We start from the raw sequence: 24,992 nt of genomic DNA, 5'->3' as shown, positions 1-24,992 counted from the left end.
ATGTATCGGTAAAGCTTGATCCGTTTTTTCAGCACAGAAATCCGCCCGGCAATTCGTCGTGCGCTCGTCAGCAAGTAGCCAGTAAGCCTTGTTCTCTTTCCCAGAATGCTTCGTCAGCTTCTTCCCGAAACTCAACTCAATAAAAAAAGTTATAGATGAGCAATGTAAAATCCTATACTGTGGAGTATCAGTGCATTGCCCGTATTGGGGTAATACAAGCCGGCAGAGGCCTAGGCCTGTCAGTACATAGCTCGAAACAGTAACAGGCTTGCCTCCGCCCCAAAAAAGGCTACTTTTGCACACCGCTAGCCTCCGGCTGGCGGGCATACCCCACCCTCAACCCGCATCTTCCTCTAACTCTTCTTCTATGAGTGTTCTGGTTAACAAGGATTCCAAAGTGATTGTGCAGGGCTTCACCGGCTCGGAAGGGTCGTTCCACGCCCAGCAGATGATTGAGTACGGCACCAACGTGGTTGGCGGCGTAACGCCCGGCAAAGGCGGCACCCAGCACCTCGACCGTCCCGTGTTCAACACCGTAGCCGAAGCAGTAGAGCAGGCGGGTGCTGACACCAGCATCATCTTCGTGCCCCCAGCTTTCGCGGCCGACGCCATCATGGAAGCCGCCGACGCGGGCATCAAAGTTATTGTGACCATCACCGAGGGCATCCCTACCAAGGACATGATTGCGGTGAAAGAGTACCTGAAGGGCCGTGAGGGTCTGCGCATGATCGGGCCTAACTGCCCCGGCGTAATGACCGCTGGCGAGTGCAAAGTGGGCATCATGCCTGGCTTTATCTTCCAGAAAGGCAAAATTGGTATCGTTTCGAAGTCGGGTACCCTGACCTACGAAGCCGTTGACCAGCTCACCAAGGCAGGCCTAGGCCAGACCACGGCTATCGGCATCGGCGGTGACCCCATCATTGGCACCACCACCAAAGAAGCCGTTGAACTGCTCATGAACGACCCCGAAACCGAAGGCATCGTGATGATCGGTGAAATTGGGGGCGGTATGGAAGCCGAAGCTGCTCGCTGGATTAAAGAAACTGGCAACAAGAAGCCCGTAGTAGGCTTCATTGCTGGCCAGACCGCTCCTCCCGGCCGCCGCATGGGCCACGCGGGTGCTATCGTAGGCGGCGCCGACGATACGGCTGCTGCTAAAATGGCCATCATGCGCGAGTGCGGTATCCACGTAGTAGACTCCCCCGCCGAAATTGGCGACACCATGCTGCGCGTACTGGGCGGCAAGTAATTGCTAGCTTACTATCAGATACAAAAAAGCCCCGACGCAAGTCGGGGCTTTTTTGTTGGTTCAGTGTTACCGGCCCATATTTGGCTCTTATTGCTCAGTTCACTATCCCGTACATCTTATGCATAGTACTACTAAATTATTACTCGCCATCATCGGGGTTGCCAGCGCAACGGCGTGTACCAAAGAGGTTGAAAAAATTGTGGTGCAAGAACCCACCTACAGTTGGTCGGAGGTAAAGCAACTCAGCGGCAGCCAAAAAATCATCATCCAGCTCACCACGGATAAGAAGACACTTTACTTGCAGCAGCCAGGTATTTTCGGCCATATTACACCGCTGGCGAGCGTTCCTAGGCCACCTGATCAGGGCTACTTTCAGATTAAGTCGTACTTAACCGATCCACTGCCTTACGACATCAAGAACCGCTTACCCATGAACGCCAGCTTATTTCTGAAGCCGACACAGGTAGGCGACTCTGTTTTGAATGTGTACACTACGGCGAACCCGCCGTTTTCCAACTTTATATCAGAGATTCGTTTGCGACGAATCGATAAAACGGCGGATAGATTCGTCAACAACCGTTATAGCCCTTATGCTGCTTTCGGAGCCATTAGCAGCAACAATTATTCATTAGTTGGCTATACCACTATTTCTGGAGATAGATCTCTGCATTTTGTTCTCAGCAAGCTCACGTTACCGGCCCAAACCAGGCTCGCCGTCGAAGTCACATCGCGCACGGTTACTATACCACTTGATAATACCAGCGACTTCTATACAATTTCAGCTATCGATGATTATTTCCTGGTTTCTAATGCGAATGATGGAATCTATAAAATTCGCGAAAACGGGACAGTACGGAAAGTGGTCAATTCCCCACAAACGTTTACCACTGCCTATTACAAAGACCGTGGTACTCTCTATGCCATACAGGGTGATTATCAGTACAGCATTTTGATCTCAACGGATGACGGGGAGACTTGGCAACGAAGTACGGGACTACCTGATTTTTTTCGCGTTAGTACATTTTACCCCGTCGGGGATAGCATAGTGGGTGTTTCGCATGGAATAGCCAACAACGCATTATACACTCTCCGCTGGCAGGGCGCTAGATATCGGGTGCGCTTTCTGAAAAGCGACGGACTAAACCAAGCTGATTTCACTGATCTGGTTCAACTAGGCGATACGGTTTACCTAGGCACCACAAACGGGCTATTTAGGCAGCCTCTTAAAACATTCTTCGAGAGCAAACCTAAGCAGTAAGCTAATTTATGGGCATTGGGAACCCTATTCATCCCCTAAGCATCTCTGCCATCAGTTCGTCTAGGCCAGTAGTTTGAACGACAAGCTCCAGCAAAAGCTGGGGCTTGTCGCTAAGTTGCTTTACACTGGGCTTTGGGCTGATTTCGCTTCCAAAAGAGGTGGGGCCGCACCACTATTACCAGCACGGTGGTGGGGGTAATAATGCCCCGGTCTTGCTTCTGTGGCTCTACCTGACAGGGCATCGAGAACCTGAGGTACACCACGCTTACACCACTCCCTCGCCAAGGCGCATGAAACAGGTAGGCTCTGTAGACTTCTAAAAATTGTGTACCTAACTAATGGTTGCCCTATGTTCTAGGCCTAGTTGCAACTTGCCGCCGCATACTTGGCTCTACGCTGCATGCAGTCCCGGATCTTACTCACTGGCCTAGCCCTAATTTTTGCCCGCGTCGGCTATTCGCAAGCCGAACCAAATCTTGCGCCCATTATGGTGCTACCTGACGTAGAGATTCATGACAGGATTAACCGGTTAGTGGTAGCATCTGGCCGAGAAGAACGCAAGCGTTGGCATCTCATGGCTCCAGGCGGTGCCACGGCCGTTCGGTTTCACGCGCCCCGGGCGCAGTATCACGAGCTACGCCAACTCCGCCTGCACTTGCACCATGTAGGCCACCTGCGCGAAGGGCAGCTACAGATCCGCGTAGCATCGGTATCAGCCACCGGTGCGCCATCCGACAACAACCTATTGCCAGACGATGTATTACTCACAACCACTGACCTGCGGCGTGCCAACCGACACCTGACGTTGGAGTGGCCTACAGCGCACCTGCTGGTACCCGCGGGTGGCTTCTTTATTGTGATAGAGTGTCTAGGCCAGTCAACTGATGAGTACAGCAGTCGGCTGCTACCACCCGGAAAGGATGGCATCCTTCGCTACGAAATCAGCCACCAAGCGCATCCTCAATCCCCTACTCGCCTAGCAGAAGCCCGCAACTTTCCGGCATTGCAGACCGCGCAACTCAACCCCAGCACCGCCGAAAGTTGGTACCGCGATACTGTAACCCAGGAGTGGCGCCGTAACCACCCAGGTCAAGCCGTGATTCTGGTTGAAGCAGTATTTGAATAACTACTTTTTACCCTCCTGCCCACCTACGTTCACGACAAGCCCGAATTGAAACACAGAGTTAGCCGCCTTCAGGTACTTGCGGTGACGTAGCCCAAAGTTGCTGCCGCTGATAATCTGAAACTGTACCGGGCCCGCTAACTGAATGCGGGTATAAGTAATGGGTTCCAAGAACACGTTGTCTTCGGGCGCATGTGCTTGGCCATCGAGCCGGAATTTATCCAGCTGCATGTAGCTGATGCGCAAGGCCGTACCATAGTTAACGGGCCAGTCGCGTCCTAGCACGTGGAAGCTCTTATGATCTTTAGACGTGTAGTTGGCCTGCAAGAAATATTTAGTCAGGTTGCCTTCCAGAGTGCGAGTTACGCCTTCGGTGGGGGTGCGCTCTACCCGTTTTGTTTTGCCGGCGCCTATACCTCCGTAAAACTCGAGCACCCGGGTATCGCGGATGCGTGTGTAGTACCCTAGGCCTAGCTCACCAAAGTCATGGTCTTCGGCTCGTTTTTTCTTGTCGGTGTGCAGAAAGGAGGCTGAGCCCATTATTCCCAGGTGGTTGGTGGCGGCATAGGCTCCTTGCACGCTGGTATTCTGACTGAAGTTGGTTTGCAAACTACCACTCCACTCGCCCTGCTGGGTTAATAAGGGTACTTGAGGTGGGGGCGGGAAGTACAGGGAGGAGCAGGCCCCCAGGCACGGCAACACGCATAAGAACAACAGGCGTAAGTAACGCGAAGCAAGCATAGGCTGAAAAAGACCGGTAATCAGGGGCAGAACGGCAAGTGAGCAGTTTCGTTGTATAGTCATCGGGGCGGCCCGGCCGTATAGCTGGAAACTGTTCAGCTTCCGCACGCGGGCCTAACAATTTAACCGCCTTAAGTTCTGCTTTTTATGCCTACTTCCTACGACGCACTAATTATTGGCTCTGGCCAAGCCGGAAATCCACTTGCTACCGCCTTGGCTAAAGCCGGCCGCAAAGTAGCCATAGTGGAGAAATACCTGCTGGGTGGTTCCTGCATCAATTATGGCTGCTCACCCGTGAAGGCGCTGCTGGCTTCGGCAGAGCGGGTGCATCAGGTAGCTACAGCGCAAGAGTATGGCGTGCATTCCTCTAACCCCCAGGTAGATTTTAAGGCCATTATGGCTCGCAAAGACACTATCATCCAGGAAATGCGCGACGGGGTACGTAAGAACCTCACAAAAGAGCATTCCGGAATTACGGTGCTACACGGCCACGCGGTATTCACGGGTCCCAAACAGGTGCGCGTAATGGCGCCCGACGGTCAGAAACACGATTTAAAAGCGCCTCTGATCTTTATTAATACGGGTACTCGCTCGGCCATTCCCCCCGTTGAAGGGCTAGCCGACCTGCATTTCCTGACCAACAAAAGCATTCTGGAGCTGCAGGAGCTCCCGGAGCATCTGCTCATCTTGGGCGGTGGCTATATTGGGCTGGAGTTCGGGCAGATGTTCCGGCGCTTTGGCAGCCGCGTTACTATCATTGAGCACGCCAAAACGCTGCTGGAGCGTGAAGACGATGACGTGTGCCAAGCCATGCAGGAGCAATTGGGTGCCGACGGGGTAGAGTTTGTGCTGGGTGCCGAGGTAAAGCGCGTCACCCGGAACGCCGACGGTGTATACACCCTCACGGCCCATACCGCCGATGGGGAGCGGCGCCTGCGGGGCTCCCACCTATTAGTGGCCGTTGGCCGGGAGCCTAATACCGACGATCTAGGCCTAGATACCGCCGGTATTAAAACAAATGAGCGAGGCTACATCTTGGTGAACGAGCGTCTGCAAACCAACTTGCGCGGCGTATACGCCCTCGGCGACGTGCACCCTGGCCCGCAGTTCACCCACCTCAGCTACGACGATTACCGCGTAGTGCGCGACAATATTATTCATCGGAAGCGCCGCTCCGCCAAAGACCGCCCTCTACCCTATGTTGTGTTCACGCAGCCCCAACTCGGCCGCATTGGCCTATCAGAAAAACAGGCCAAAGAGCAGAAACTCGATTATCGTGTGGCTACTATGCCCGTTAAGTACGTAGGCCGGGCCCGCGAAACGGGCAATAAGGAAGGGTTCATGAAAGTGTTGGTAGATGCGAAAAACCACATCATTGGGGCCACTATCTTCTCGGAACAGGGCGGCGAAATCATGTCGATGATTCAGCTCGCTATGACCGGTAAGCTCACTTGCGACCAACTACAAAACATGGTGTTTGCCCACCCCACCTGGGCAGAGTCGTTGAATAACCTGTTTGCGAAGCTGGAGAAGGCCTAGTGACTTTACTTCTCATTGAACAGATGGGGATAAGCTACCAACCCGAAGGATGTGAACAGCCTTGCCTCTTTCGTGTCTCGAACGCGGATGTCAGATGAACTATGCTTTCTTTCATCCGGCGACCAAGACAAGCTACTAGCTAGTTGCAATTGCAGCCACCGAAAACTATTCCTTCCGCTGAAGCGCATAAACAACATGGGTTCTGCGCGGGTCATGCGCTGCAAGGGCAAAGGCAAGCCCTTATCCGTGAGCGATGTAAAACGCACCTGCGACAACCGAAATGCGCCGCCATATGTAACGCGGCCGGCATCATTGGCAACGTAGGCATCGGCAAAAAGCTTATGGTAACGTGCAGCATACTCATACGTTACTACCGAATCTAGCCACAACGTCTCAAACCCATCTCGGCTGAACCGACGGTTGCTGCGGCCGAAGCCATACCCTATCAAACCACCTACTAACCATTGTTCATTCAGGTACCGGTAAGTACCTAATCCAAGCTCCATCTGTCGATTTCGGAAATAGGTGGAGTCGCCACCACCGGCACGCAGACCGCCTGCCGCCCTAACTATCACATGCTCTACAGGCGAATAGCTAGCTGATGCTTCCAAACGGCCATTCAAATAAGCACTAGCTACCACTTCTGCCTCTCCTTTCTGGCGTATAACCGGAGCGCCTGGCTGCAAAGGTGCGTACACCGAGCAACTAGCTAACAGCCAGCTTAGCAATACAAAAAAGCCAGTGTAAAAGCGTAGAGGTTGCTGCATATCACTACTTAAAAAGATTGATGTGCCCTAGGTCGACAGTAAGTAGAGTAGATTGGTAATGTAAACGTTGCATAAAGCAAAAGGCCCGTTGCACAGTGCTGTGCAACGGGCCTTCTCCATCTATTTTTACCTACTTTATTTAGCGTAGGCCACGGCGCGCATCTCCCGGATAACCGTGATTTTGATCTGGCCGGGGTACTGCATTTCCTTCTCGATTTTCTGCGAAATCTCGTAGCTCAGCTCGGCGGCGCGCTCGTCGGTCACGTTCTCGGCGTCTACCATTACGCGCAGCTCGCGGCCGGCCTGGATGGCGAAGCACTGGTTCACACCTTTGAAGCCGTTAGCGGTTTCTTCCAGTTGCTTGAGGCGCTTGATGTAGCTTTCCATCATTTCGCGGCGGGCACCTGGCCTAGAGCCAGAAATGGCGTCGCAGGCCTGCACCAGCGGCGAAATCATGGCAGTCATCTCGATTTCGTCGTGGTGGGCGCCAATGGCGTTTACCACGTCGGGGTGCTCCTTATACTTCTTGGCCATCTCCATGCCCAAAATGGCGTGGGGCAGCTCGGGTTCTTCGGTGCTTACTTTTCCGATATCGTGGAGGAGGCCGGCGCGCTTGGCGTGCTTCACGTTAAGGCCTAGCTCTGCGGCCATGGTGGCGCAGAGGTTAGCTACTTCGCGCGAGTGCTGCAGCAGGTTCTGGCCGTAGGAGGAGCGGAAACGCATCCGGCCCACCATCTTGATCAGTTCAGGGTGCAGGCCGTGGATGCCAAGGTCGATGATGGTCTTCTCCCCGATTTCTACGATTTCCTCGTCGATGTTCTTGCGAGTTTTGGCCACAATCTCCTCGATGCGGGCGGGGTGAATCCGGCCGTCTTTCACCAGCAAGTGCAAGCTTAGGCGAGCTACCTCGCGGCGAACTGGGTCAAAACCTGAGATAATGATGGCTTCGGGCGTATCATCCACAATGATTTCAACACCAGTAGCGGCTTCCAGCGCCCGGATGTTGCGGCCCTCGCGGCCAATAATCTTACCCTTAACGTCGTCGGACTCGATGTTGAATACCGACACGCAGTTCTCAATGGCATGCTCGGCGGCGGTGCGCTGAATGGTTTCCAGCACCACCTTTTTGGCGTCTTTGGTAGCCGTCAGTTTAGCCTGAGCCACTACATCTTTAATGTAAGAACTAGCCTGAATCTGCGCTTCGTTCTTCAGCGATTCTACCAGTTGCTCGCGAGCTTCGGCGGCAGTCAGGCCCGAAATGGCTTCGAGCTGCTGTAGCACTTGTTGCTGCTTGGCGTTGAGGTCTTGGGTACGCTCTTCCAGCTCCTGTTCTACTTCCTGCTCGCGCTGCTCTAGCTTAGCCAGCTGATTTTCGAGTACGGTGCGGCGCTTCTCTTCCTGGGCTTCCAGCTTCTCGCGTTGCTGCTGGGCCTGGGTTTCAATTCGCTCGCGGGTAGCTTCGAGGTCTTTTTCCTTGCGCTGAATCTGCTCCAGCTGCTTCTGGGTGGTTAGCGTGAGTTGCTTGATGCTCTGCTCCTGCTCAACCACGGCGGCACGACGGTCAGTCAGTTCCTGCTCTAAAGCCTGCTTTTGGCGACGGCTTTCCTGCTCAAATTCCTGCTTAAGGTTACGGAATTTATCCTTCGATTGCTGAATCCGCTCATCGCGGGTGCGGGTGGCCTGTAGTTCGGCATCCTGCAGAATCTGCTGGGCCCGGGCTTTGGCGTCGGCTTCGTGGTCCTGCCGGGCCTTACCGGCCAGCAGGCGCCCCACCACGATGCCGACCACAAGGGCCAGCACAGCGGCGAGAACAATATAAACAGTGGTGGACATGAGCTATGGTTTTTGGAAAGGTGAAATCCATAGCATGAAAGCACAGCCAACGCCCGCGCGGCCGGCAGAGCCGATTGCCCTGCCCCGCTTCGGGCTCACTCTTCGCGCCGGCCCTGACCAAGTTGGGGTCAGACCAGCACCACTCCCGACAGCAGCTCGTCCAGGCGCGCGAGGCGCTCAGTCAGGGCCGCATCGGTCCCGTCCTTTTCCTTGCTGACCTTCAGGCGGTCAGCCATTGTAGATAGGGCAATCATGGCCAGCAAATCTTGCTTGTCCTGAATGCCGTACTGCTCCCGAAATTCCTTTAGCCGCTCATTCAACAAGCGGCCGGCCATACGTAGGCGCTCCTCGTCCTGGGGGCTTACCCGCATGGGATAATCCCGGTCAGCAACGCGGATTTTAATGGATAGATCGGTCATCAGTACTATAGGCGCGGTGGGTTTGGTGGGTTACTCCCTCAAATAGGCAAGGCACTTATCTATTTCGCGGATGTATTCGTTAAGGCGAAGTTTCAGCTCGTTGGTGTTGGCAGGTTCTCCTGCTATGGTATTGACAAGTTTAACAATATTCTCCTGATTCTGGAAATCCTTCAACTGCCGCTCCCGGTCCCGTACATCGGCCCGCAGCTGCTGAATTGTGGTTTGGGCGTCGGCTAGCTCCTCGCGCAACTGCTGATAGGCAGCCACTAAGGTGGTCACCTGCCGCTCTAGGCGGTCTAGTTGAGCAAGCTGCTTAGAAGAAGCCATAGGCAGAGAGAAATATTTTTGGTGAAGGTAACAAACCTCATCCGCACAAACACTCTCCCTAGGCCTAGCGGCTCCCGCAGGAAAACGCTAAATCCAAGGAGAGTGTTCAAGTGGCCTAGGAAATTGTTACTTCCGGATCAGGGCCCCGGCCTGCTTCTCGAATTGCGCAATCAGGCGCTGCATCACGCCGTCAATGGCTTGGTCGGTGAGGGTTTGGGTGGGGTCCTGGAGCAGGAAGCTCACGGAGTACGACTTCTTGTCGGCGCCCAGGTTCTCACCCTCGTACACATCGAACACGTTCAGGCTCTGCAGGAGCTTTTTCTCGGTGCGGCGGGCAATCTGCTGGAGCTGATCGAAGGTGACGGTTTTGTCAACTACCAATGACAGGTCGCGGCGCACCTCAGGGAACTTGGGCAGCTCACGGCCGACCAGGGTGTTCTTGTACTTGCGCATCAGCCAATCCCAATCGAGCTCAGCATACCACACGGGCTGCGACACATCGAGGCGCTTGAGCACCGCATTTGACACGGCACCCAACTGAGCTACTGGCTGATTTTGGGCCAGCAGAGTAAGGCCGCCAGCCAAGTAGGAGTGCTGCACCGGCTGCGACATCGGAGCTGGGAAGCCCAATGAGGCTAGCACCTGCTGCACCGCACCGGCAAGCTGGTGGTAGGTAGCCTTCTCCGACTTCTGCTGCCAGGTTTCGGCGGCGGTGTTGCCGGTTATGTAAATGACGAGCTTGTTGTTCTCCTGGTAAGCACCGTCGGCGAGCCGGTGGTACGTTTTGCCGAACTCGTAGAGCTTCAGGTCGCGCTGGCGGCGGTTCACGTTGTAGCGGATTACCTCTAGGCCACTGTGCAGCATGGTGGGCCGCATCACGTTCAGCTCGGCGCTATTGAAGTTGAGCAGCGGCACCAGCGTCTCATCCTTCTCCCCTTCCTTCTCGAAATAAAGCGAGTTAGTGATGGAGTTAGTGATGATTTCGGAGAAGCCTTGGCCGCTGAGCAGGCGCGCCGTGTTCTGCCGGATGATTTCCGGGTCAGGGTTCGGGAATTTCGCCAGGAAGGAAGCCGAGTTGTGAGGGCGCAGGGCTACGTGGTTGTAGCCGTAGATGCGCAGAATTTCCTCAATCACATCGGCCTCGCGGGTCACGTCTACCTTGTGCGGCGGCACCGACAGAATCCACTCGGCGTGTCCGGCCTCATCCTGCAGCTCTTCGGCAATCAGAATGTCAAGATCAGTCAGAATTTGACGGATACGCTCCGGGGCAATGTACTGGCCTACGAGCTTCTCCACGCGGGGCAGGCGCAGGCGCACCGGCATATGGCTGATGAGCGTGGGGTACACGTCTACTACGGGGGCAGCCACGGTGGCGCCGGCCACTTCCTGCAGCAGCAGAGCGGCGCGCTTCAAAGCCACCGGCACCATGTGCGGGTCGGTGCCCCGCTCGAAGCGGAAAGAGGCGTCGGTTTTGAGTTGGTGTACCTGCCCGGTTTTACGCACGGCGGCGGGCTGGAAGTAGGCGCTTTCCAGGAAGACGCGGGTAGTCTGGTCAGATACGCCGGAAGTCTTGCCTCCGAACACTCCCGCTAGGGCCATGGGCGTGCCGTTGGCGTCAGCAATAACTAAGTCCTCTGCCTTCAACGTGCGCTCTAGGCCATCCAGCGTCACAAATTTCTCGCCGGCTTCGGCCCGCTTCACCCGGATTTTGCCACCCGTAATCTGGTCGGCGTCGAAGGCGTGCAGGGGCTGGCCTAGCTCGTGCAGCACGAAGTTGGTCACGTCCACCACGTTGTTGATGGGCGAAAGGCCGATGCTGCGCAGGCGGCGCTGCAGCCACTCGGGTGAGGGTCCTACCTGTACGTTTTCCAGCAGCAAGCCGGCGTAGCGCGGGGCGGCTTCGGCATCTTCCAGCTCTACGCTGATGTTCTGCGTGGCTTCGGCGGGAGCGTGAAACTGGCTGATGTCGGGTAGGTGACAGGGCTGGCGCAGCAGGGCGCGCAGCTCCCGTGCTACACCGTAGTGAGAGGCCGCATCGGCACGGTTAGGCGTCAGGCCAATTTCAAATACCGAATCAGAGCCCAGGCCGAAATACTCAGCGGCGGGGGTACCGTTGGGCAGCTCGGTGTCCAGCTCCATGATGCCGGCGTGCGAGGTGCCTAGGCCTATCTCATCCTCGGCGCAAATCATGCCCTCGGAGGCCGCGCCCCGGATTTTCGACTTCTTGATTTTGAAGGGCTGCCCTTCGGTGGGGTGCAGTTCGGCTCCTTCCAGGGCCACCACTACTTTCAGGCCGGCGCGCACGTTGGCGGCGCCGCACACAATCTGGCGGGGCACAGCGTCGCCCACGTCTACGGTGGTGAGGCTGAGCTTGTCGGCATCGGGGTGCTTCTCGCAGGTAAGCACGGTGCCCAGCACCAGGCCACGTAGGCCACCGGGCACGCTCTCCAGCTCCTCAATCCCTTCTACTTCCAGGCCGGAGCCAGTCAGCAGCTTGCCAATTTCCTCGGCAGATTTATCGGTGGGGATGAGCGTACGGAGCCAGTCGAGGGATATTTTCATGATGGAGTTACCAATTAGCAGTTGCCGGTTGCCAGTTTCCGGGCGCGGCAAAGGTACGGATTTGGGTTGGCGGCCTCAACAGTGGCCTAGCGCATATAATGGGACATGCCGGAGTGGCCTAGCACCTAGTGCCCTTCACCTTCGGCGTGGGCGGCATGGTCGTGGAATTCCTGCTCGCCGGCGCGTATTTCGATGGGCAGGCGGTTATCAGTGGGCGGTACGGGGCAGGCGTAGCCGCTGTTGTAGGCGCAATAGGGGTTGTAGGCCTCATTGAAATCCAGCACGATGTCGGTGGCACCATTCTCGGGCTTCGCCGCGTCGAGGTAGCGGCCACCGCCGTAAGTAGTAAAGCCGTTGGTGCGGTCGGTGAAAGGGATAAACAGCGTGGAATCCTTGCCGTCGGCCTTCAGGAACATCGTGAGCTTGTACTCCTGCTTGTTGAAAACAAAGGAGGCCCGGCCCCAGCGTAGGTATTTCTCCGCTTTGCCATCCGTCAGCGCCATCGGCACGGTGTCGCGCTGCGTAAAGGTTTCCAGTTGCGCCTCAAACCGGTAGTCTTTATTGGGTGCAAAATAGCGCAGGCTGTCGAAGGCCTGGCGTTGCTCGGAGCTGAGCGGTGAGCCTTGCACGCGGCGGTAGCCATCGTCCTTTTCCTTGCGGGCCTTGCGCAGGCGGGCCGCATATTGGTCGTCGTTAAAAACCAGATCCTTGAAAAAGTAGCCGAAGACAATCAGCAGCCCGATGCCGATAAGAAGTTTAGGATTGATGCGCATGAGCGCAAAGGTAGCGGGTAGATGCTGGTTGCTGATGGTCGGTTGCTAACAAGTGCCGTCATGTCGAGCTTGTCGAGACATGACGGCACTGATGTTGTGGTAGTAATCAAACTGGCCTAGAACACTGCCCCAGCACGTCATGCTGACGAAAAAAGGATCGTATTAGGTACAACTGGTATAGCGCCCTGTGCTGACGTGAGAAGATCCTTCGCACGGGCTCAGGTTGATGTGCTGGTGGATTGGGTTAGCATGGCAACGTTAGCACGCGAGATGTCTCGGCAAGCTCGACATGACGTTCTATTTGCGCTACACTGGCCTAGAGCATTCCTTCATCGGCGAAGCTGAAGTAGCCTTGGTCGGTGTAGATGAGGTGGTCGAGCACGGGCAGGTCGAGGAACTGGCCAGCTTCTTTGAGCTTGCGGGTGAGGGCAATGTCGGCGGCGGAAGGGTTGCGGTTGCCGCTGGGGTGGTTGTGCACCAGAATGATAGATGAGGCCAGTTGCTCCAGCGCTTCCTTGAAGATCAGCTTGGGGTCGGCGACGGTACCGGCTACCCCTCCCCTGCTGATGCTCACACTGCGCATAACCACATTGGCGCGGTTGAGCAGAATCACCCAAAACTCCTCGTGGGGTAAGTCCTGGAGGTGAGGCCGGATGAGGTTGTGAATGTCTCGGGAGCTGGCAATGGTGACGCGGGCTGCGGCATCGGCTTCCTTACGGCGGCGGCCCAGCTCCAGCGCCGCCACAATGGTAATAGCCTTGGCCTCGCCAATGCCTTTTTGGCGCATCAGTTCCTTGATAGAAAAGCGGGCCAGCGTATTCAGGTCGTTGTTGGCGGCCTTAAGCACCAGCTTAGCCACATCTACCGCCGAGAGCTTAGCGGTGCCGGAACCCAGCAGAATGGCCATGAGCTCGGCATCGGAGAGGGCCGCGCGACCTTTTTGCATGAGCTTCTCCCTAGGCCTGTCTTCCTCCGCCCAGCTCTTGATACCAAAGGCAGAGGGGGTTTCGTAGCGAACTGGGGCCGCTGGCTCGGCGGCATTATCGGATAGATTTTCGGTCAGATTGTCAAACTCTTGCATAAGGCACTCTTGTTGTAACGTCCGGAAAATAAAGCAAAAACCCGACTCCTACGTCTGCGTTCATACGCCCGGCCTAAACCAACGGCTGCTTCTGGAGTTTCTACCCTCACTATGTCTCGTTCTCTTTCTGGTATTTTCTTTCTGCTACTGATTGTAGTAGCGGAAGTATATGGCATACAGGCCATTCGTGCGGCGCTGCAAAGTGCTACTCCGCTGGCCCGCCGCAGTGCCACCATCTTGTATTGGCTGCTCACTGTGGGTATTTGGGCCCTGGGCATCTGGGCCATCATGAACCGCACCCAGCACGCCTCGTTCCGCTCTTATTTCGGGGGGGTGCTGCTGGCTATGATTGCGGCCAAAATTGTGATTCTGCTGCCGCTGCTGCTGGAAGATGTAGTGCGCGTGGTGCGCTGGGCTGCGCAGGCTATAGGCAACAGGCCTAGCGGTGCTACTGATAGCCCGGCTATTTCCCGCAGTGAGTTTATTAGCCGGATGGCCTTGGTACTAGGCGCTATTCCGTTTGTGGCCCTGATCTGGGGCATGGTAAAAGGTGGCACCGACTACACCGTGAAGCGCGTAACACTGCGCTTCACCAACTTGCCAGCCTCGTTCGATGGCTTCAAGGTGCTGCAGATTTCTGATCTGCACACGGGTTCGTTCCAGTCGAAAGAGCCCCTGCAGCGTGCCGTGGCCATGATCAACAAGCAAAATGCCGATATGGTGTTTATGACTGGTGACTTGGTGAACAACTACGCCCACGAGGTAGAGGAGCACATTGATACGCTGGCCGGCATCAAGTCTGACTTGCCCATCTTCTCCATCCTCGGCAACCACGACTATGCCGACTACATCAACTGGGCCGACCAAGGTGGCCTAGCCGCCAAACAGGCTAACTTTGTGCGCATTGTGCAGAACCACAAGAAAATTGGCTGGCACCTAATGCTGGATGAAAGTCAGCACATCGAGCGTAACGGCGAGAAGATTGCCATTATTGGCGTGCAAAACTGGGGAGCTCGCATGGGCTTCCCGAAGTACGGCAACCTGGCCAAAGCCCATGCCCAATCTGATGCTCCGTTCAAGATTCTGCTCTCTCACGACCCTTCTCACTGGGATGGAGAAGTGCACCAGTACGAAGACATTGACCTGACGCTTTCCGGCCACACCCACGGCATGCAGTTTGGCGTGAACCTGCCGTTCCTGAAGTGGAGCCCTGTGCAGTACGCCTACCGGCAGTGGGCCGGCCTGTATCAGCGCGGCAAGCAGTATTTGTACGTGAATGCAGGCCTAGGCTTTATTGGCTACCCGGGCCGGGTAGGCTTTCTGCCTGAGATAACTGTATTTGAGCTGCGCCGCGCCTAGGCCACTGTGCGTAGCCCTATAGCTTGCTGTAAGCCGCTGGCTCCGTTGGGGTCAGCGGCTTATTTGCTGGTAGCCATGTGGCACCGCGCCCGCAGCACCCGGAAATTTGCTTCGGAGAGGTCGGGGTAAGCGGCTTTAATCCTGGCCTCCGCCGCCGCCTCCGTTGTAGCCCCGTCTCTGACTTGGTAGTATGTTTCCAGTGCCAGCTTGCCCAACGCTTCGGCGCGGGCTTCAACTCTAGCGGCCTCGGCACCGGAAGTACCCGGAAACGCCCGCTGCACCTCCTGCGCAGTAGCGACCGAGCCGGAGGTGGCATTGAGGCTAGCCTGTACGGCCCGGTTGAACGGATCTTCGGCGGAGCCCAGGGGAGCAGACGGAGAATCGAACGACTCTAGCATATTTCCAATCAACTTACGCCAGCCCATAGCCCTACTTTTTGGGGATGTTGGTGATGTGCACTTCCGTGACGCGCCCTGCTTTCAGCGAAGACATCACTTCCTTTTCCTCAATGGTTGCCCAGATAGAAAACTTGGGGTCGTAGAATGGGCCTTTGTAAACCTCTACCTTCCCGGTAGCGCCTTGGGCAAAGCGCCGCGACAGGCGCCCCCACTGGGGCCGCATTTGGGAGCGCCAATCTACTTTACCATCTAGCAGCACCGTTTGCCGGTCGAGCCAAGCCCCGCCTTTAGTCATTTCCAAGGAAGTACGCCCATTTAGGCGGGCCAGCATTTCAGCTTCCTGAGCTGCCTTACCACCGGCTACGCCCTCCAGGCCAGACCAAAACGCCGATTTGTTGGGCAGCGTGCTCACGTCGCGGAAGGGAATCTGCGCCCGCACCGAGGTAAAGCGTCCATAGGCTGGCAGCGCACTTCTTACGCTGCCCGTGAGCTTGGTAATGGTTTGCACGTGCTGCACCTCCGTAGCTGCCAGCCGGAATCCGGTTTTAGCCACCCCGCCGGCGCCTTTGGTCGTTAGTACATCCCCGGCTACCCGGCCCACCACTTTCCCCCACTGCCGGGCTTTCCAAGTAGGCATCTCCTTGATGGTCTTGTCTAGGGCCATTACAATCTGCACTTGGCGCGGGGCAAACTGGGTTCCTAACTTCTGGTCAAGCCACTGCGCGCTTTGGCGCCCGCTGAGGGGACCGCCCGCAGTGTTACCCATCAGGCTCATGGCCACAACAGTAGTGCCCATCTCAGTCCACGTTTTGGCCTGCCAGGCATCGCGCGTGACAAAGCTCCAGGTTCCTTTGATGGAAGCCCCTACCCCTTCGTAGAAGCCAATGGTGTATTGTCCGTAAGCCCGGGCCGCCTGCACGCCACCAGCCAGTACTCGGCTTCCAACCCCGGGTGCTGCGGCTACTCTGGGCCGCTGGCTAACCGGGCGCGAGGCCGGCCGGGTGGCGGGTCGGGCCTGTTGCGCAACCACTACGCGGCTGCTAGTTGCCGGATGACGACTTGGAGCCCCTTGTGGGCGCCCCGCCTGAGCACGATTACTCACGGGCGGCTGACGACGAGGCGAGGAAGGCGCAAGCATATTAGTATAGATAAGGCTAGTGAGGAACAGCAGAACTATAAACTACGTACGTGCCTGAACACATAGGCCTAGAAGACCTACATTTTCCAGAATTCTTCTAAGTTTACTGAATGCCCGGGATATAGTTAGGGTGTCGTTAGTGAATGTCCAGTTTTTTAAACTTCTATCGGATTCATGAGTCGTCAGGTAACATCTTCTGTGCAATGCGCAGGCTCTGCCTTAGCCCCCTCGGCTGATATACAGCAAATTTCCCTCACCCAGAGCCTGTTTTCCCACCATGAGTTTCAGGTGGTAGTACCCTTCGACCGGGTAGAAGGTAGCAAGGCGTCGTTTTTCTCACAGGCGCACAAACGGCTGCTAGGCCAGCCGCTTACTCTGGCCGTGGAGGCCGATTCCTTTCACTTCAACCAAGGGCAAAAATTACAGTTCAAGGGCGTCGTAACGCACCTAGAGGCGGGTAAGGATAACGACTTCGCCGGCAGCATTGTGGCCCGTGGTTTCAGCCCATGCTATCTGCTGGCCAGCGGCTCTAAGAAGCGCACCTTCGTGGCCAAAACCCTCGATGCCATTTTCAACGAGGTACTGCAACCCTACCCGGCCAACCTGCTGGCGCGCAAGATCAACCCCCAGCACAAAACCCCGCTGCCCTACGTGGTGCAGTACCGCGAAACCAACTTTGAGTTTCTGAGCCGCCTAGCGGCCGAGTACGGCGAGTGGTTTTACTATGATGGTGAATCGTTGCAGCTCGGCACGCCGGCGGCTAGCGAGGAAATTGAGTTCGTGGCCGATGGCGACTACAACAGCTTCAGCTTCGGCATGACGCTGGTGCCCACCAAGGCCAAGATGTACGAGTACAACTACCAGAAGCACCAGCACTTCAAGAGCAGCACCAGCAGCCAGAGCCTGCCCAGCCTCCAGAACCATCCTTTCGGGGGCTTTGCCCTGAGCCAGGCCGAAAAGCTATTTACCGACGAAGCCCACACCACCGCCGAAACCTGGATTGAGGGCAATAGCCAGCTTGACGAGGAAGCTAAGCTGCTCAAAGCCAACGCCGCCGCTAACCTGGTTACGCTGCAGGGCTTCAGCGACAACCCTAACATCCATCTGGGCAGCGTGCTCAACGTGAGCGGCGAAGGTATCGGGACGGAACACCTGACGCCCGAGAGCTTCGGTAAGTATCGGGTGCTGGAAATCACGCACTTTATTGACGAGGCCGGCAACTACAGCAATCAATTTTCGGCGGTGCCACATGTGCTGGAAGTGCCCCCGCTCAACCCCCACTACGACGCGCCCCAGGGTCAGCCGGAACTGGCGGAAGTCATCAACGACAAAGACCCCGAGAAGCTGGGCCGCCTGAAAGTGCGTTACCACTGGCCCGTTGATAACCCAGCCCAGGCCGAAACCGATTGGGTACGCTTGCTTACACCCTACTCCGGGAGTGGCAAGGGGCAACTGTTCAAGCCCGAGGTAGGCTCGCAGGTGCTGGTTGACTACCAGGGTGGCCTAGCGGAGCAGCCCTTTGTGTTGGGCAACATGTTCCATGCCAACAACAAGCAAGGCGCCAAGTACTCGCCCGATGGCAACTTGATGAAGGGCATCCAAACATCGGGCGGCAACAAGTTCGTGATGCAGGATAAGGGTGGCGAACAAAAAATTCTAATATCTAACTCCAACAATAAGGGTACGGCAGTTGAAATCGGCTTCAACGGCGACGGTAGTATCACCATCAAAAGCAACGGCCCGGTAACTGTGTTAGGCTCTACCATCACGCTCGAAGCTGGTGACAAGGGGGAGATTATGATGCACGCCAAGAACGTTACCGTAGAGGCTGAAGAGAATATTAGCTTGACCGCAAAGAAGAAAATAGACCTAGACGCGAAGGATCTGGGCTTAGAAGTGGGTAATGATATGCAAGCCCAGATCAGCAGTAATTTGAATATGAAGGCCGGTGGTAAGGCTAAGCTTATTTCCTCCGACACCGATATTATTTAGATAGTGTGCTATGTCGAATCCCCTCGAATACGTCATCACAGGGGCGCTAATGAAGTGTAGCCAAGGCACAGTGCCGATGCCCTTCAAAGCCACACCCCGTACCAGTAAAATAGCTGGACTACAGGCTGCTAATGCCCTCGACAAAGCCCCACTAGTTAATATTCCCTCGTTTGTCATCTGTCAAAAGCTCACGCAAATGGCAGGTGGCACACCCACGCCGTGCACCCCTGCTCCTACTATGTGGCAGGACACCTACCCAGCCAAGGTGGGCGGGGCAGAAGCCTTACTTTGCCGTTCCTGCATCACCTGCCCGGTAGGCCAGGGTAAGATTGAGTTCATGACCTCAGGCCAGCTACCGCTGCCGCCTGATATGAGCCAGCAGATCAAGGAGACAAAAGAAGAAGCCGATGAGGCGCTGGAGCAAGCTGAGAAAGAAAAAAACTCCGTAGGTGAGGCGGGCTTGTTGGAAGGCATGATTCCCATCTGGGGTTCGGGCCGCGACCTAATTCACTCCATTCAGACGGGCGACAAAGTAGGCATGGCTTTGAACGCGGCCTTTCTGGTCTGGGACGTGGCCTCGGTGGCGGCTGGGGTACTAAGCTTTGGTACAGCTACAGCGGCCATGATGGGGGCCAAAGCCGGCGTGCGCACCGCCCTGAAAGCCGGCACCAAAGTCGCCGCCGGTATGGCCAAAAAGCAAATGGCCGAACTGGCAGCTAAGGCGGTGGCTCTGAAAGGTGGGCTCAAAGCCCTTAAGCCTTTCGGCAAGAAAGTAGCGAAAGAATGCGTAACGGCATGTTTCCCGGCTGGTACGCTCGTTGCCATTGAGGGAGACTATTGCAACATTGAGGACATTCGAGTGGGCGATATGGTCTGGGCTTGGGAGCAGGACCAACAAAACTTAGCCCTCAAGCCCGTCATCTCAGTCAGTCAGCATGAGGCGCACGCTCTAGTGGAAGTGCACGTAGGCGATGAAGTAATCCGTGCCACACCGGAGCACCCGTTCTTGCTTAGCACGCGAGAGTGGAAGCTAGCCGGACAGCTGGAAGTTGGCGACGAATTGCTACGCTCCGATCAAGTCAGTATGCCCGTGCGTGAGGTAGTGCATCAGACTGAGCAGACTACCCCGGTCTATAACTTCGAGGTGGCCGACTGGCATACTTACTTGGTTAGCTTCTGGATGCTCATCGTCCACAATGGGCCCTGCGACGATATTGCCAAGCTGGTTGTAGGTAAAGCAACTACAGTAGTACGCAAAACAAAGAAAGAACTAGACGAAGCATATGCAGCAGCAAAAAAGATAATAAATGATCCGAAGAAAATAGACGAGGCATATGCCGCGTATAAAAAGAAAAAGGGCGTAAAGGCGCGCACTAAAAAGAAGTGGTACCCAGGCTATGAAAAGACCGCCAATGGTCGACTGGGAGAATATCAAGCTGATATTGCCTTTGCTAATGAGGGGCACATTAAGCTTGACAGTCCCCATACCGCACTGGATGCACCCGCCGGGCGACAGGGACTAGATGGTGTGTGGAGGAATGCAACACCTCCGCCCGAGTACATCGTAACAGAAACTAAATTTGACACTGCTAAGCTGTCCAAAGGACAAATGTCAGATAACTGGATCAGAAAAAACCTGAATAAGCTCTCAGATCAGAAGTTAGCTGATAAAATCCGGGATGCTATGGATACTGGCCAGGTAGAAAAGCGACTACTACAAGTCAGTAAGGAAACAGGAGAAGTAATCCAGACAGTTTTGAAATAACAGCCAAGATTTACAATGCAACGTGAACAGCACAAAGACATCTCTTACTTTGATGAGAGGATAGAGTCTCGTCTTAATGAAGTTACGAAAAGAGAAATTGGCGTAGCGAGCAATCCAAGCCAATACGCTAAACTGGATAGTGTTTACGCTAATATTTTTTATCTCAGTGTTGACATATTGCAAGGACGCTATTCGCGTGGTGATGCGTTAGCGGAACTAGCAACGGATTTCCCCGATCTGATTCGTAAATGGGAGCAATATCTAAACCATCCAGCGCACGAACCCTTTGAGTTTGCTGCCCCTATCACAGCAGATGTGCGCTATCTGGATAACTATACGGATGCTTTGCGAATGCTGGCATGGGCCTACCTCTTCGATTTAGAGGAGGCATTATGGCTACGACTTGTCGCCTGTATTAGCAACGTCGGCCAAGACGCACTGATTGAACGTCTGATTTTGCGTCGCTTGCCATGGTTAGCTAATCAACGCCCTCCCACCACTCAATTGGTGTATCCCAAAGCGTACCAGCCCTTGTATGATGCCATTGATGCCGTACCTGTTGAGCAGCCCATCTTAGTGCAGAGATTTCTTCAGGGTTGGTACAAAAATCTAAAAAAGGTATCCTGGCACGATACGCACAAACAAGGTAGTTTTTTCGGCTACTGGGCTTGGGAAGCCGCGGCTGTAACACTGGCTTTTGGCTTAGATGACACTAACTATAATACAATGCCGCATTACCCATCTGATGCTGTGAACTTCGCAAGAACATTATAGTATCTCATCATCAGCAATCAGAAAGTAAATAAAACTCATGGATCAAATTGAATTTGTTGAACGGCTTAAGAAATATGGCATTGATCAAGCTGTTGCTGATTACAGGGCCATGCTGTTAACTCCGGTGGAAGCGAAATATCAAAGTTCTGCTCAGGGGCAACTCAAAATGAAGTTGCAGGCGTTGAGTAAAGAGGAGCAGGAAGAACTTTTGAAATATGTATGAGTCATAGTTGAAGATAGCGTAGGAATATTGTTGTCGTTATTAGATGGAGCGAGCAATATTGGAGTAACCGGCAAATTTCAATTGTATTATGAGCAAGATGGGCAACGAGACCATATCAATAATAAGGATGGTGATATGCTTATGACGTTGCTGTATGATGAAGACGATGAGTAAAACCGTTTAGCCTACACGATTCTTGATTTCATTGCAACAGTTTGCTGATTAGAAAAAGGGAAGCCTCGATTTATGTCGAGGCTTTTTTTATTTATTCGTACAATGGCCAAGATGCCATTTACGTAAGAGACCGACTAAAAGAAACTGAGAAGCTTGGAGGTAAAGGTCAAGTTCTGAGAGAACTTGAAGCGTTGCGTTCCGAAATGGAAATCGGCATATTTAAAGGACGATTGTAAATGCGAAGAATGCAGATTTACAAATTCATAGAAGATTCTGATCAGTACAGCGTCCCATTTGATTGGGATGACGATGACAACAATATTGACTACGTAAGTCACATCGTGGACACGTACTTCGATAAACACCAGCGGGTCGGTGACAACTGGCACCCTCCCTTCTTTGGTGTAATCGATCCACGCGTGAAGGTGGGCGACCTGGGTACGTTAGCGGGAAGTGAGCGTATTGTTTTTAGTCAGCGAGTTGTGGACGTATTGCAACCACTACTGGGGGATAGTGTAGAGTTGCTCCCCTACCCAACGGAGGTAGGCACCTACTATCTCGTTAACGTATTGGACGTGGGCAATTACTTAGATCGAAAACAGACAAAGTGCAGGGAAATACTATCCAATGGATTATGTGCTGGTATCAGCGAATTTGTATTTCGGGCAGATTTGGTGAAAGGAAAACCTATCTTTAGAATACCAGATAGTCCAGTGTTTAGATACGTTTCCGACGAATTTATCGCTGCCTGCCGTAAGCACAAACTGACAGGCATCGATATGGAAGAAGGAAACAAAGTCTGGGATTTGGCAACTCCGGCTGGATGATGGAAGCCTATCCGTTAGTCCAAGCTGTGCGCTTGCCCCGGGGCACCGTTGAGGCTGTTGTGCCTTCACTAGTGCACCAAGGCAAAGTGTACGCTTATGAAGTCGCCGTCACTCTTTCCAAGGGCTCCGCTCTGCGCCTCGACGCACGGCAGTTTCCGCTTGAAGTACCAGCGTTGGCAGGGCAGTCCGGGGAGATGCTTATCTATCTGACAGAATTTGGTGACCTCGATCTGGAACCAGTTGGCGCAGCGCACACGCTAGGCCGTTACCTAGGGTCCCAACTCAGCGTTGTTTTCTTTCCAGACTTACTAGCGCGTTACCGCCTCCTCGAACTGGAGCTAGGCGGGGACTATGAGAACATACCGGGCTTTCAGGACGACTATGACCGCATCTCAACTGCTTACCATCCGCTTGGTTTCCCAATCGAGCCTTACGAAGCCGTGCCTTTATTGTACACTGATTTTGGGGTGCTAGCCCTTGGCGTACGGGCCTTGGAGCAACTGGAAGCTATAGCTCAAGTAGGCGACCAAGTGTTCTTCAGCGCAACGAGTTTTAGCCTCGTTTCTTTCAAAGAATTGCCGCCATTACATTAAGGGTACGTAGTACGTGATGCACAATTGAAGGCGTAGCCCTGAACGCAGCCTTATTGGTGTGGGACGTAGCCTCGGTGGCGGCGGGGGTACTGAGCTTCGGCACGGCCACGGCGGCCATGATGGGGGCCAAAGCCGGCGTGCGGGTAGAACCTGAGTTATTGAGGTAATCAAATCTTTACGTTTAGCTAGAAAAACCAGCATATGTTGACATTTGTAGATAAACAGTTAAATGAAAGTTTATAAATACACCACAGATTCTGATGCGTACAGTGTTCCCTTTGATTGGGACGATGACGATGTCAACAGTGACTACCTAGATGAAATAGTAGAAACGTATTTTGATGGGAGGGCACGAGCAAGTAAATATTGGGATCCTCCTTTTTTTGGAATTCTTGATCCACGGAAGAAGGTTGCAGACTTAGGGTTCTTGGTGAGCGATGGAGTCCTCGTTTTTAGCCAAAAAGCCGTAGATGCGCTCCAACCACTCTTAGGTACGGAAGTTGAATTACTGCCTTATTCTACCGAAGTCGGCACTTATTACTTAGTCAACGTACTCGACGAAGGAGAGTACTTAGATCGGGTACATACCGATTGTGATAGAATCATGCCTGACGGTCGTTGTGCTGGCATTAACAGGTATGCCTTTCATGCCAATCGTCTGCGCGGTAAGCATATCTTCCGAATCTCAGACAAGTTGACTTCCCGATTTATATCCGGCGAATTTGTTGAAGCGTGCCGTCAACATCAGCTGACAGGCATTGACCTGACAGAAGAGTCAAAGGTCTGGGAATCAACAACCTCTTAGGCGCCATGGAAATATATTATTATAATACTAACGTTGCTGATTACAGCGTCCCGTTTGACTGGGATAAGAATAATGACCACATAGATTATATAGATGAGATAGTAGAGACTTATTTTGACACCAAAGAACGCGTGGGCAAACATTGGCAGCCTACATTTTTCGGTGTAATTGATACACGCGAGAAAATAGCAGATTTAGGCTCCTTGGTTAGTGATGGAGTGCTCGTTTTCAGTCAAAAAGCTGTAGACATACTACGACCACTATTAGGTAAAAGCGTTGAATTGTTGCCTTATAAGACGGAGGTCGGCCCTTACTATTTAGTTAATGTGCTTGACGAAGGCGAGTATTTAGACCGCGAACGAACAGAGAGCGACGAAATACTTTCCGACGGTCGCTGTGTGGGTATCAATAAATTTGCGTTCCACGCTGACCGTCTGCGAGGCAAGCATATATTTCGCATTTCAGATGACCCAGTTACGCGATTTATATCTGGCGAATTTGTTGCTGCTTGTCGCGAGCACGGTTTATCAGGCATTTATTTGAATGACCAAGCGAAAGTTTGGGATTCGGCAACTGCTTAGTTTATGCCTGCAAGCCATCCGCTGGTTTAAGTTATACTTATGGTCTAGGGTAGTACGCGGCCATTAGGGAAGCCAAAGCCGACACCAAAGTTTCTGGTTGTTCACTTAGCTGATCTAAGGCAGCTGATTACCTCCCCTGTGCATGCTTATTTTCGATCAGCTTCATTCAGGGCCTATTACCACATCAGATGCTAGTGGCCTAGCATCTTACCGGTTTGCCGATGGGGTGGGCTTTCCGCCTTCTTATGTGAGGTTTGTTACCCAACTCGGCTGGGGCAAGCTCTGCGGTCTTTTTCTGCTCTACATTCCGCTAGGCCATCATCCCGATTCTTGGACCATTCGCAGCACGATAATTCGGCGGCACATGGACGAGTTCTATGAAGAAATGGAGCACGACCCGCTATTTATAGAGCCTGATGGCTACCCAGGAATTGAGCAGTCCTTGGTCCCCTTTGCTATGAGCGAAAACGGGGAATATCTCGCCTGGAACGTGGCCCACCGCGCTGCTGATAATGAATTCCCGATCTATGTTTTGATGGCCCGAATGGGCGGCATCCGTTACGGCGCTCCTGACCTGTACGCCTTCGTAGAGAAGTGCACCGATGCCGTAGCCGTTAAGCTAATGCTGGGGCCTGGCTACTCCGCGCTGCCACTTACATTTGAACCTTTGCCTCTAGTAAGCTAGGCCACC

At 54.1% G+C, this 24,992-nt stretch carries 24 protein-coding genes; 14 read left to right on the top strand and 10 right to left on the bottom strand.

All coding sequences use genetic code 11. From position 1 onward, the window contains the following. The first annotated feature begins 367 nt into the window (after window positions 1-367). The 3 genes from sucD (at window position 368) to EU556_RS08490 (ending at window position 3,633) form a co-directional block, all read left to right on the top strand. Window positions 368-1,249 carry a succinate--CoA ligase subunit alpha gene (sucD, locus tag EU556_RS08500; RefSeq protein ID WP_135433193.1) on the top strand — a complete coding sequence of 294 codons (882 nt, stop codon included), beginning with the start codon at window positions 368-370 and terminating at the stop codon, window positions 1,247-1,249. Window positions 1,250-1,367: 118 nt separating this feature from the next. After that, a complete protein-coding gene (locus tag EU556_RS08495; protein WP_135433191.1) occupies window positions 1,368-2,507 on the top strand; it encodes a hypothetical protein in 1,140 nt (379 codons plus the stop codon). 400 nt (window positions 2,508-2,907) lie between these two features. Beyond that, window positions 2,908-3,633 (top strand): hypothetical protein, encoded by a 726-nt coding sequence (locus EU556_RS08490; RefSeq protein WP_135433189.1) that lies wholly within the window; start codon window positions 2,908-2,910, stop codon window positions 3,631-3,633. Here EU556_RS08490 and EU556_RS08485 read toward each other — a convergent pair whose 3' ends face one another. Next, the gene (locus EU556_RS08485; RefSeq protein WP_135433187.1) at window positions 3,634-4,371 is read right to left on the bottom strand and encodes a porin family protein; all 738 of its coding nucleotides are present in this window, start codon (window positions 4,369-4,371) and stop codon (window positions 3,634-3,636) included. It abuts the gene before it with no gap. A 147-nt stretch (window positions 4,372-4,518) separates the two neighbouring features. Between EU556_RS08485 and EU556_RS08480 the strand changes: the two genes are divergently transcribed. Next, window positions 4,519-5,910, top strand: a complete 1,392-nt coding sequence (locus EU556_RS08480; protein ID WP_135433185.1) for a mercuric reductase — start codon at window positions 4,519-4,521, stop codon at window positions 5,908-5,910. 5 nt (window positions 5,911-5,915) lie between these two features. Here the strand turns inward: EU556_RS08480 and EU556_RS08475 are convergent, their stop codons facing one another. The 7 genes from EU556_RS08475 to radC form a co-directional block, all read right to left on the bottom strand. Continuing rightward, on the bottom strand, window positions 5,916-6,677 hold the full coding sequence (locus EU556_RS08475) for a hypothetical protein (protein ID WP_135433183.1): 762 nt from the start codon (window positions 6,675-6,677) through the stop codon (window positions 5,916-5,918). 135 nt (window positions 6,678-6,812) lie between these two features. Then, a complete protein-coding gene (rny, locus tag EU556_RS08470) occupies window positions 6,813-8,510 on the bottom strand; it encodes a ribonuclease Y (protein WP_135433181.1) in 1,698 nt (565 codons plus the stop codon). Window positions 8,511-8,638: 128 nt separating this feature from the next. Next, window positions 8,639-8,929: a cell division protein ZapA gene (locus tag EU556_RS08465; RefSeq protein ID WP_135433179.1), complete on the bottom strand. Its 291-nt coding sequence runs from the start codon at window positions 8,927-8,929 to the stop codon at window positions 8,639-8,641. A gap of 30 nt (window positions 8,930-8,959) precedes the next feature. Then, complete coding sequence (locus EU556_RS08460) at window positions 8,960-9,256, bottom strand: hypothetical protein (RefSeq protein WP_135433177.1); 297 nt, start codon at window positions 9,254-9,256, stop codon at window positions 8,960-8,962. Between the two features lie 126 nt (window positions 9,257-9,382). Continuing rightward, window positions 9,383-11,818, bottom strand: coding sequence for a phenylalanine--tRNA ligase subunit beta (gene pheT, locus EU556_RS08455; protein WP_135433175.1), 2,436 nt, complete (start codon window positions 11,816-11,818; stop codon window positions 9,383-9,385). Between the two features lie 125 nt (window positions 11,819-11,943). After that, window positions 11,944-12,591 carry a DUF1684 domain-containing protein gene (locus EU556_RS08450; protein ID WP_135433173.1) on the bottom strand — a complete coding sequence of 216 codons (648 nt, stop codon included), beginning with the start codon at window positions 12,589-12,591 and terminating at the stop codon, window positions 11,944-11,946. Window positions 12,592-12,907: 316 nt separating this feature from the next. Further along, window positions 12,908-13,672, bottom strand: a complete 765-nt coding sequence (radC, locus tag EU556_RS08445) for a RadC family protein (RefSeq protein WP_135433171.1) — start codon at window positions 13,670-13,672, stop codon at window positions 12,908-12,910. A 111-nt stretch (window positions 13,673-13,783) separates the two neighbouring features. Here radC and EU556_RS08440 point away from each other — a divergent pair, with 111 nt between their 5' ends. Further along, the gene (locus EU556_RS08440) at window positions 13,784-15,031 is read left to right on the top strand and encodes a metallophosphoesterase (protein WP_135433169.1); all 1,248 of its coding nucleotides are present in this window, start codon (window positions 13,784-13,786) and stop codon (window positions 15,029-15,031) included. A 59-nt stretch (window positions 15,032-15,090) separates the two neighbouring features. On the opposite strand, the gene EU556_RS08435 is transcribed toward EU556_RS08440, so the two are convergent. Continuing rightward, a complete protein-coding gene (locus EU556_RS08435) occupies window positions 15,091-15,429 on the bottom strand; it encodes a hypothetical protein (protein ID WP_135433167.1) in 339 nt (112 codons plus the stop codon). Window positions 15,430-15,460: 31 nt separating this feature from the next. Continuing rightward, entirely contained in the window at window positions 15,461-16,567 is a 1,107-nt protein-coding gene (locus EU556_RS08430; protein ID WP_135433165.1) for a hypothetical protein, read from the bottom strand. A gap of 174 nt (window positions 16,568-16,741) precedes the next feature. Here EU556_RS08430 and EU556_RS08425 point away from each other — a divergent pair, with 174 nt between their 5' ends. The 9 genes from EU556_RS08425 to EU556_RS08385 all read left to right on the top strand — a co-directional run bounded on the left by EU556_RS08425 (window position 16,742) and on the right by EU556_RS08385 (window position 24,986). After that, window positions 16,742-18,559, top strand: coding sequence for a type VI secretion system Vgr family protein (locus tag EU556_RS08425; protein ID WP_135433163.1), 1,818 nt, complete (start codon window positions 16,742-16,744; stop codon window positions 18,557-18,559). A 10-nt stretch (window positions 18,560-18,569) separates the two neighbouring features. Continuing rightward, window positions 18,570-20,324, top strand: coding sequence for a polymorphic toxin-type HINT domain-containing protein (locus EU556_RS08420; RefSeq protein ID WP_135433161.1), 1,755 nt, complete (start codon window positions 18,570-18,572; stop codon window positions 20,322-20,324). Window positions 20,325-20,339: 15 nt separating this feature from the next. Beyond that, a complete protein-coding gene (locus tag EU556_RS08415; protein ID WP_135433159.1) occupies window positions 20,340-21,098 on the top strand; it encodes a PoNe immunity protein domain-containing protein in 759 nt (252 codons plus the stop codon). Between the two features lie 37 nt (window positions 21,099-21,135). Further along, complete coding sequence (locus EU556_RS08410; protein WP_135433157.1) at window positions 21,136-21,321, top strand: hypothetical protein; 186 nt, start codon at window positions 21,136-21,138, stop codon at window positions 21,319-21,321. Between the two features lie 419 nt (window positions 21,322-21,740). Beyond that, complete coding sequence (locus EU556_RS08405) at window positions 21,741-22,322, top strand: imm11 family protein (protein WP_135433155.1); 582 nt, start codon at window positions 21,741-21,743, stop codon at window positions 22,320-22,322. Then, window positions 22,322-22,915: a hypothetical protein gene (locus EU556_RS08400; protein ID WP_167855512.1), complete on the top strand. Its 594-nt coding sequence runs from the start codon at window positions 22,322-22,324 to the stop codon at window positions 22,913-22,915. The genes EU556_RS08405 and EU556_RS08400 overlap by 1 nt, the downstream gene beginning before the upstream one ends. A 229-nt stretch (window positions 22,916-23,144) precedes the next feature. Then, window positions 23,145-23,720, top strand: a complete 576-nt coding sequence (locus EU556_RS08395; RefSeq protein ID WP_135433151.1) for an imm11 family protein — start codon at window positions 23,145-23,147, stop codon at window positions 23,718-23,720. Window positions 23,721-23,725: 5 nt separating this feature from the next. Beyond that, a complete protein-coding gene (locus tag EU556_RS08390; RefSeq protein ID WP_135433149.1) occupies window positions 23,726-24,301 on the top strand; it encodes an imm11 family protein in 576 nt (191 codons plus the stop codon). A 142-nt stretch (window positions 24,302-24,443) separates the two neighbouring features. After that, window positions 24,444-24,986, top strand: coding sequence for an SMI1/KNR4 family protein (locus EU556_RS08385; protein ID WP_135433147.1), 543 nt, complete (start codon window positions 24,444-24,446; stop codon window positions 24,984-24,986). Window positions 24,987-24,992 lie beyond the last annotated feature (6 nt).

The sequence above is a fragment of the Hymenobacter fodinae genome, assembly GCF_004745825.1.
Classification (GTDB): Bacteria; Bacteroidota; Bacteroidia; order Cytophagales; family Hymenobacteraceae; genus Hymenobacter; species Hymenobacter fodinae.
Note: the sequence above shows the minus strand (reverse complement) of the source record. Positions and strands in the feature narration are given on the sequence as shown.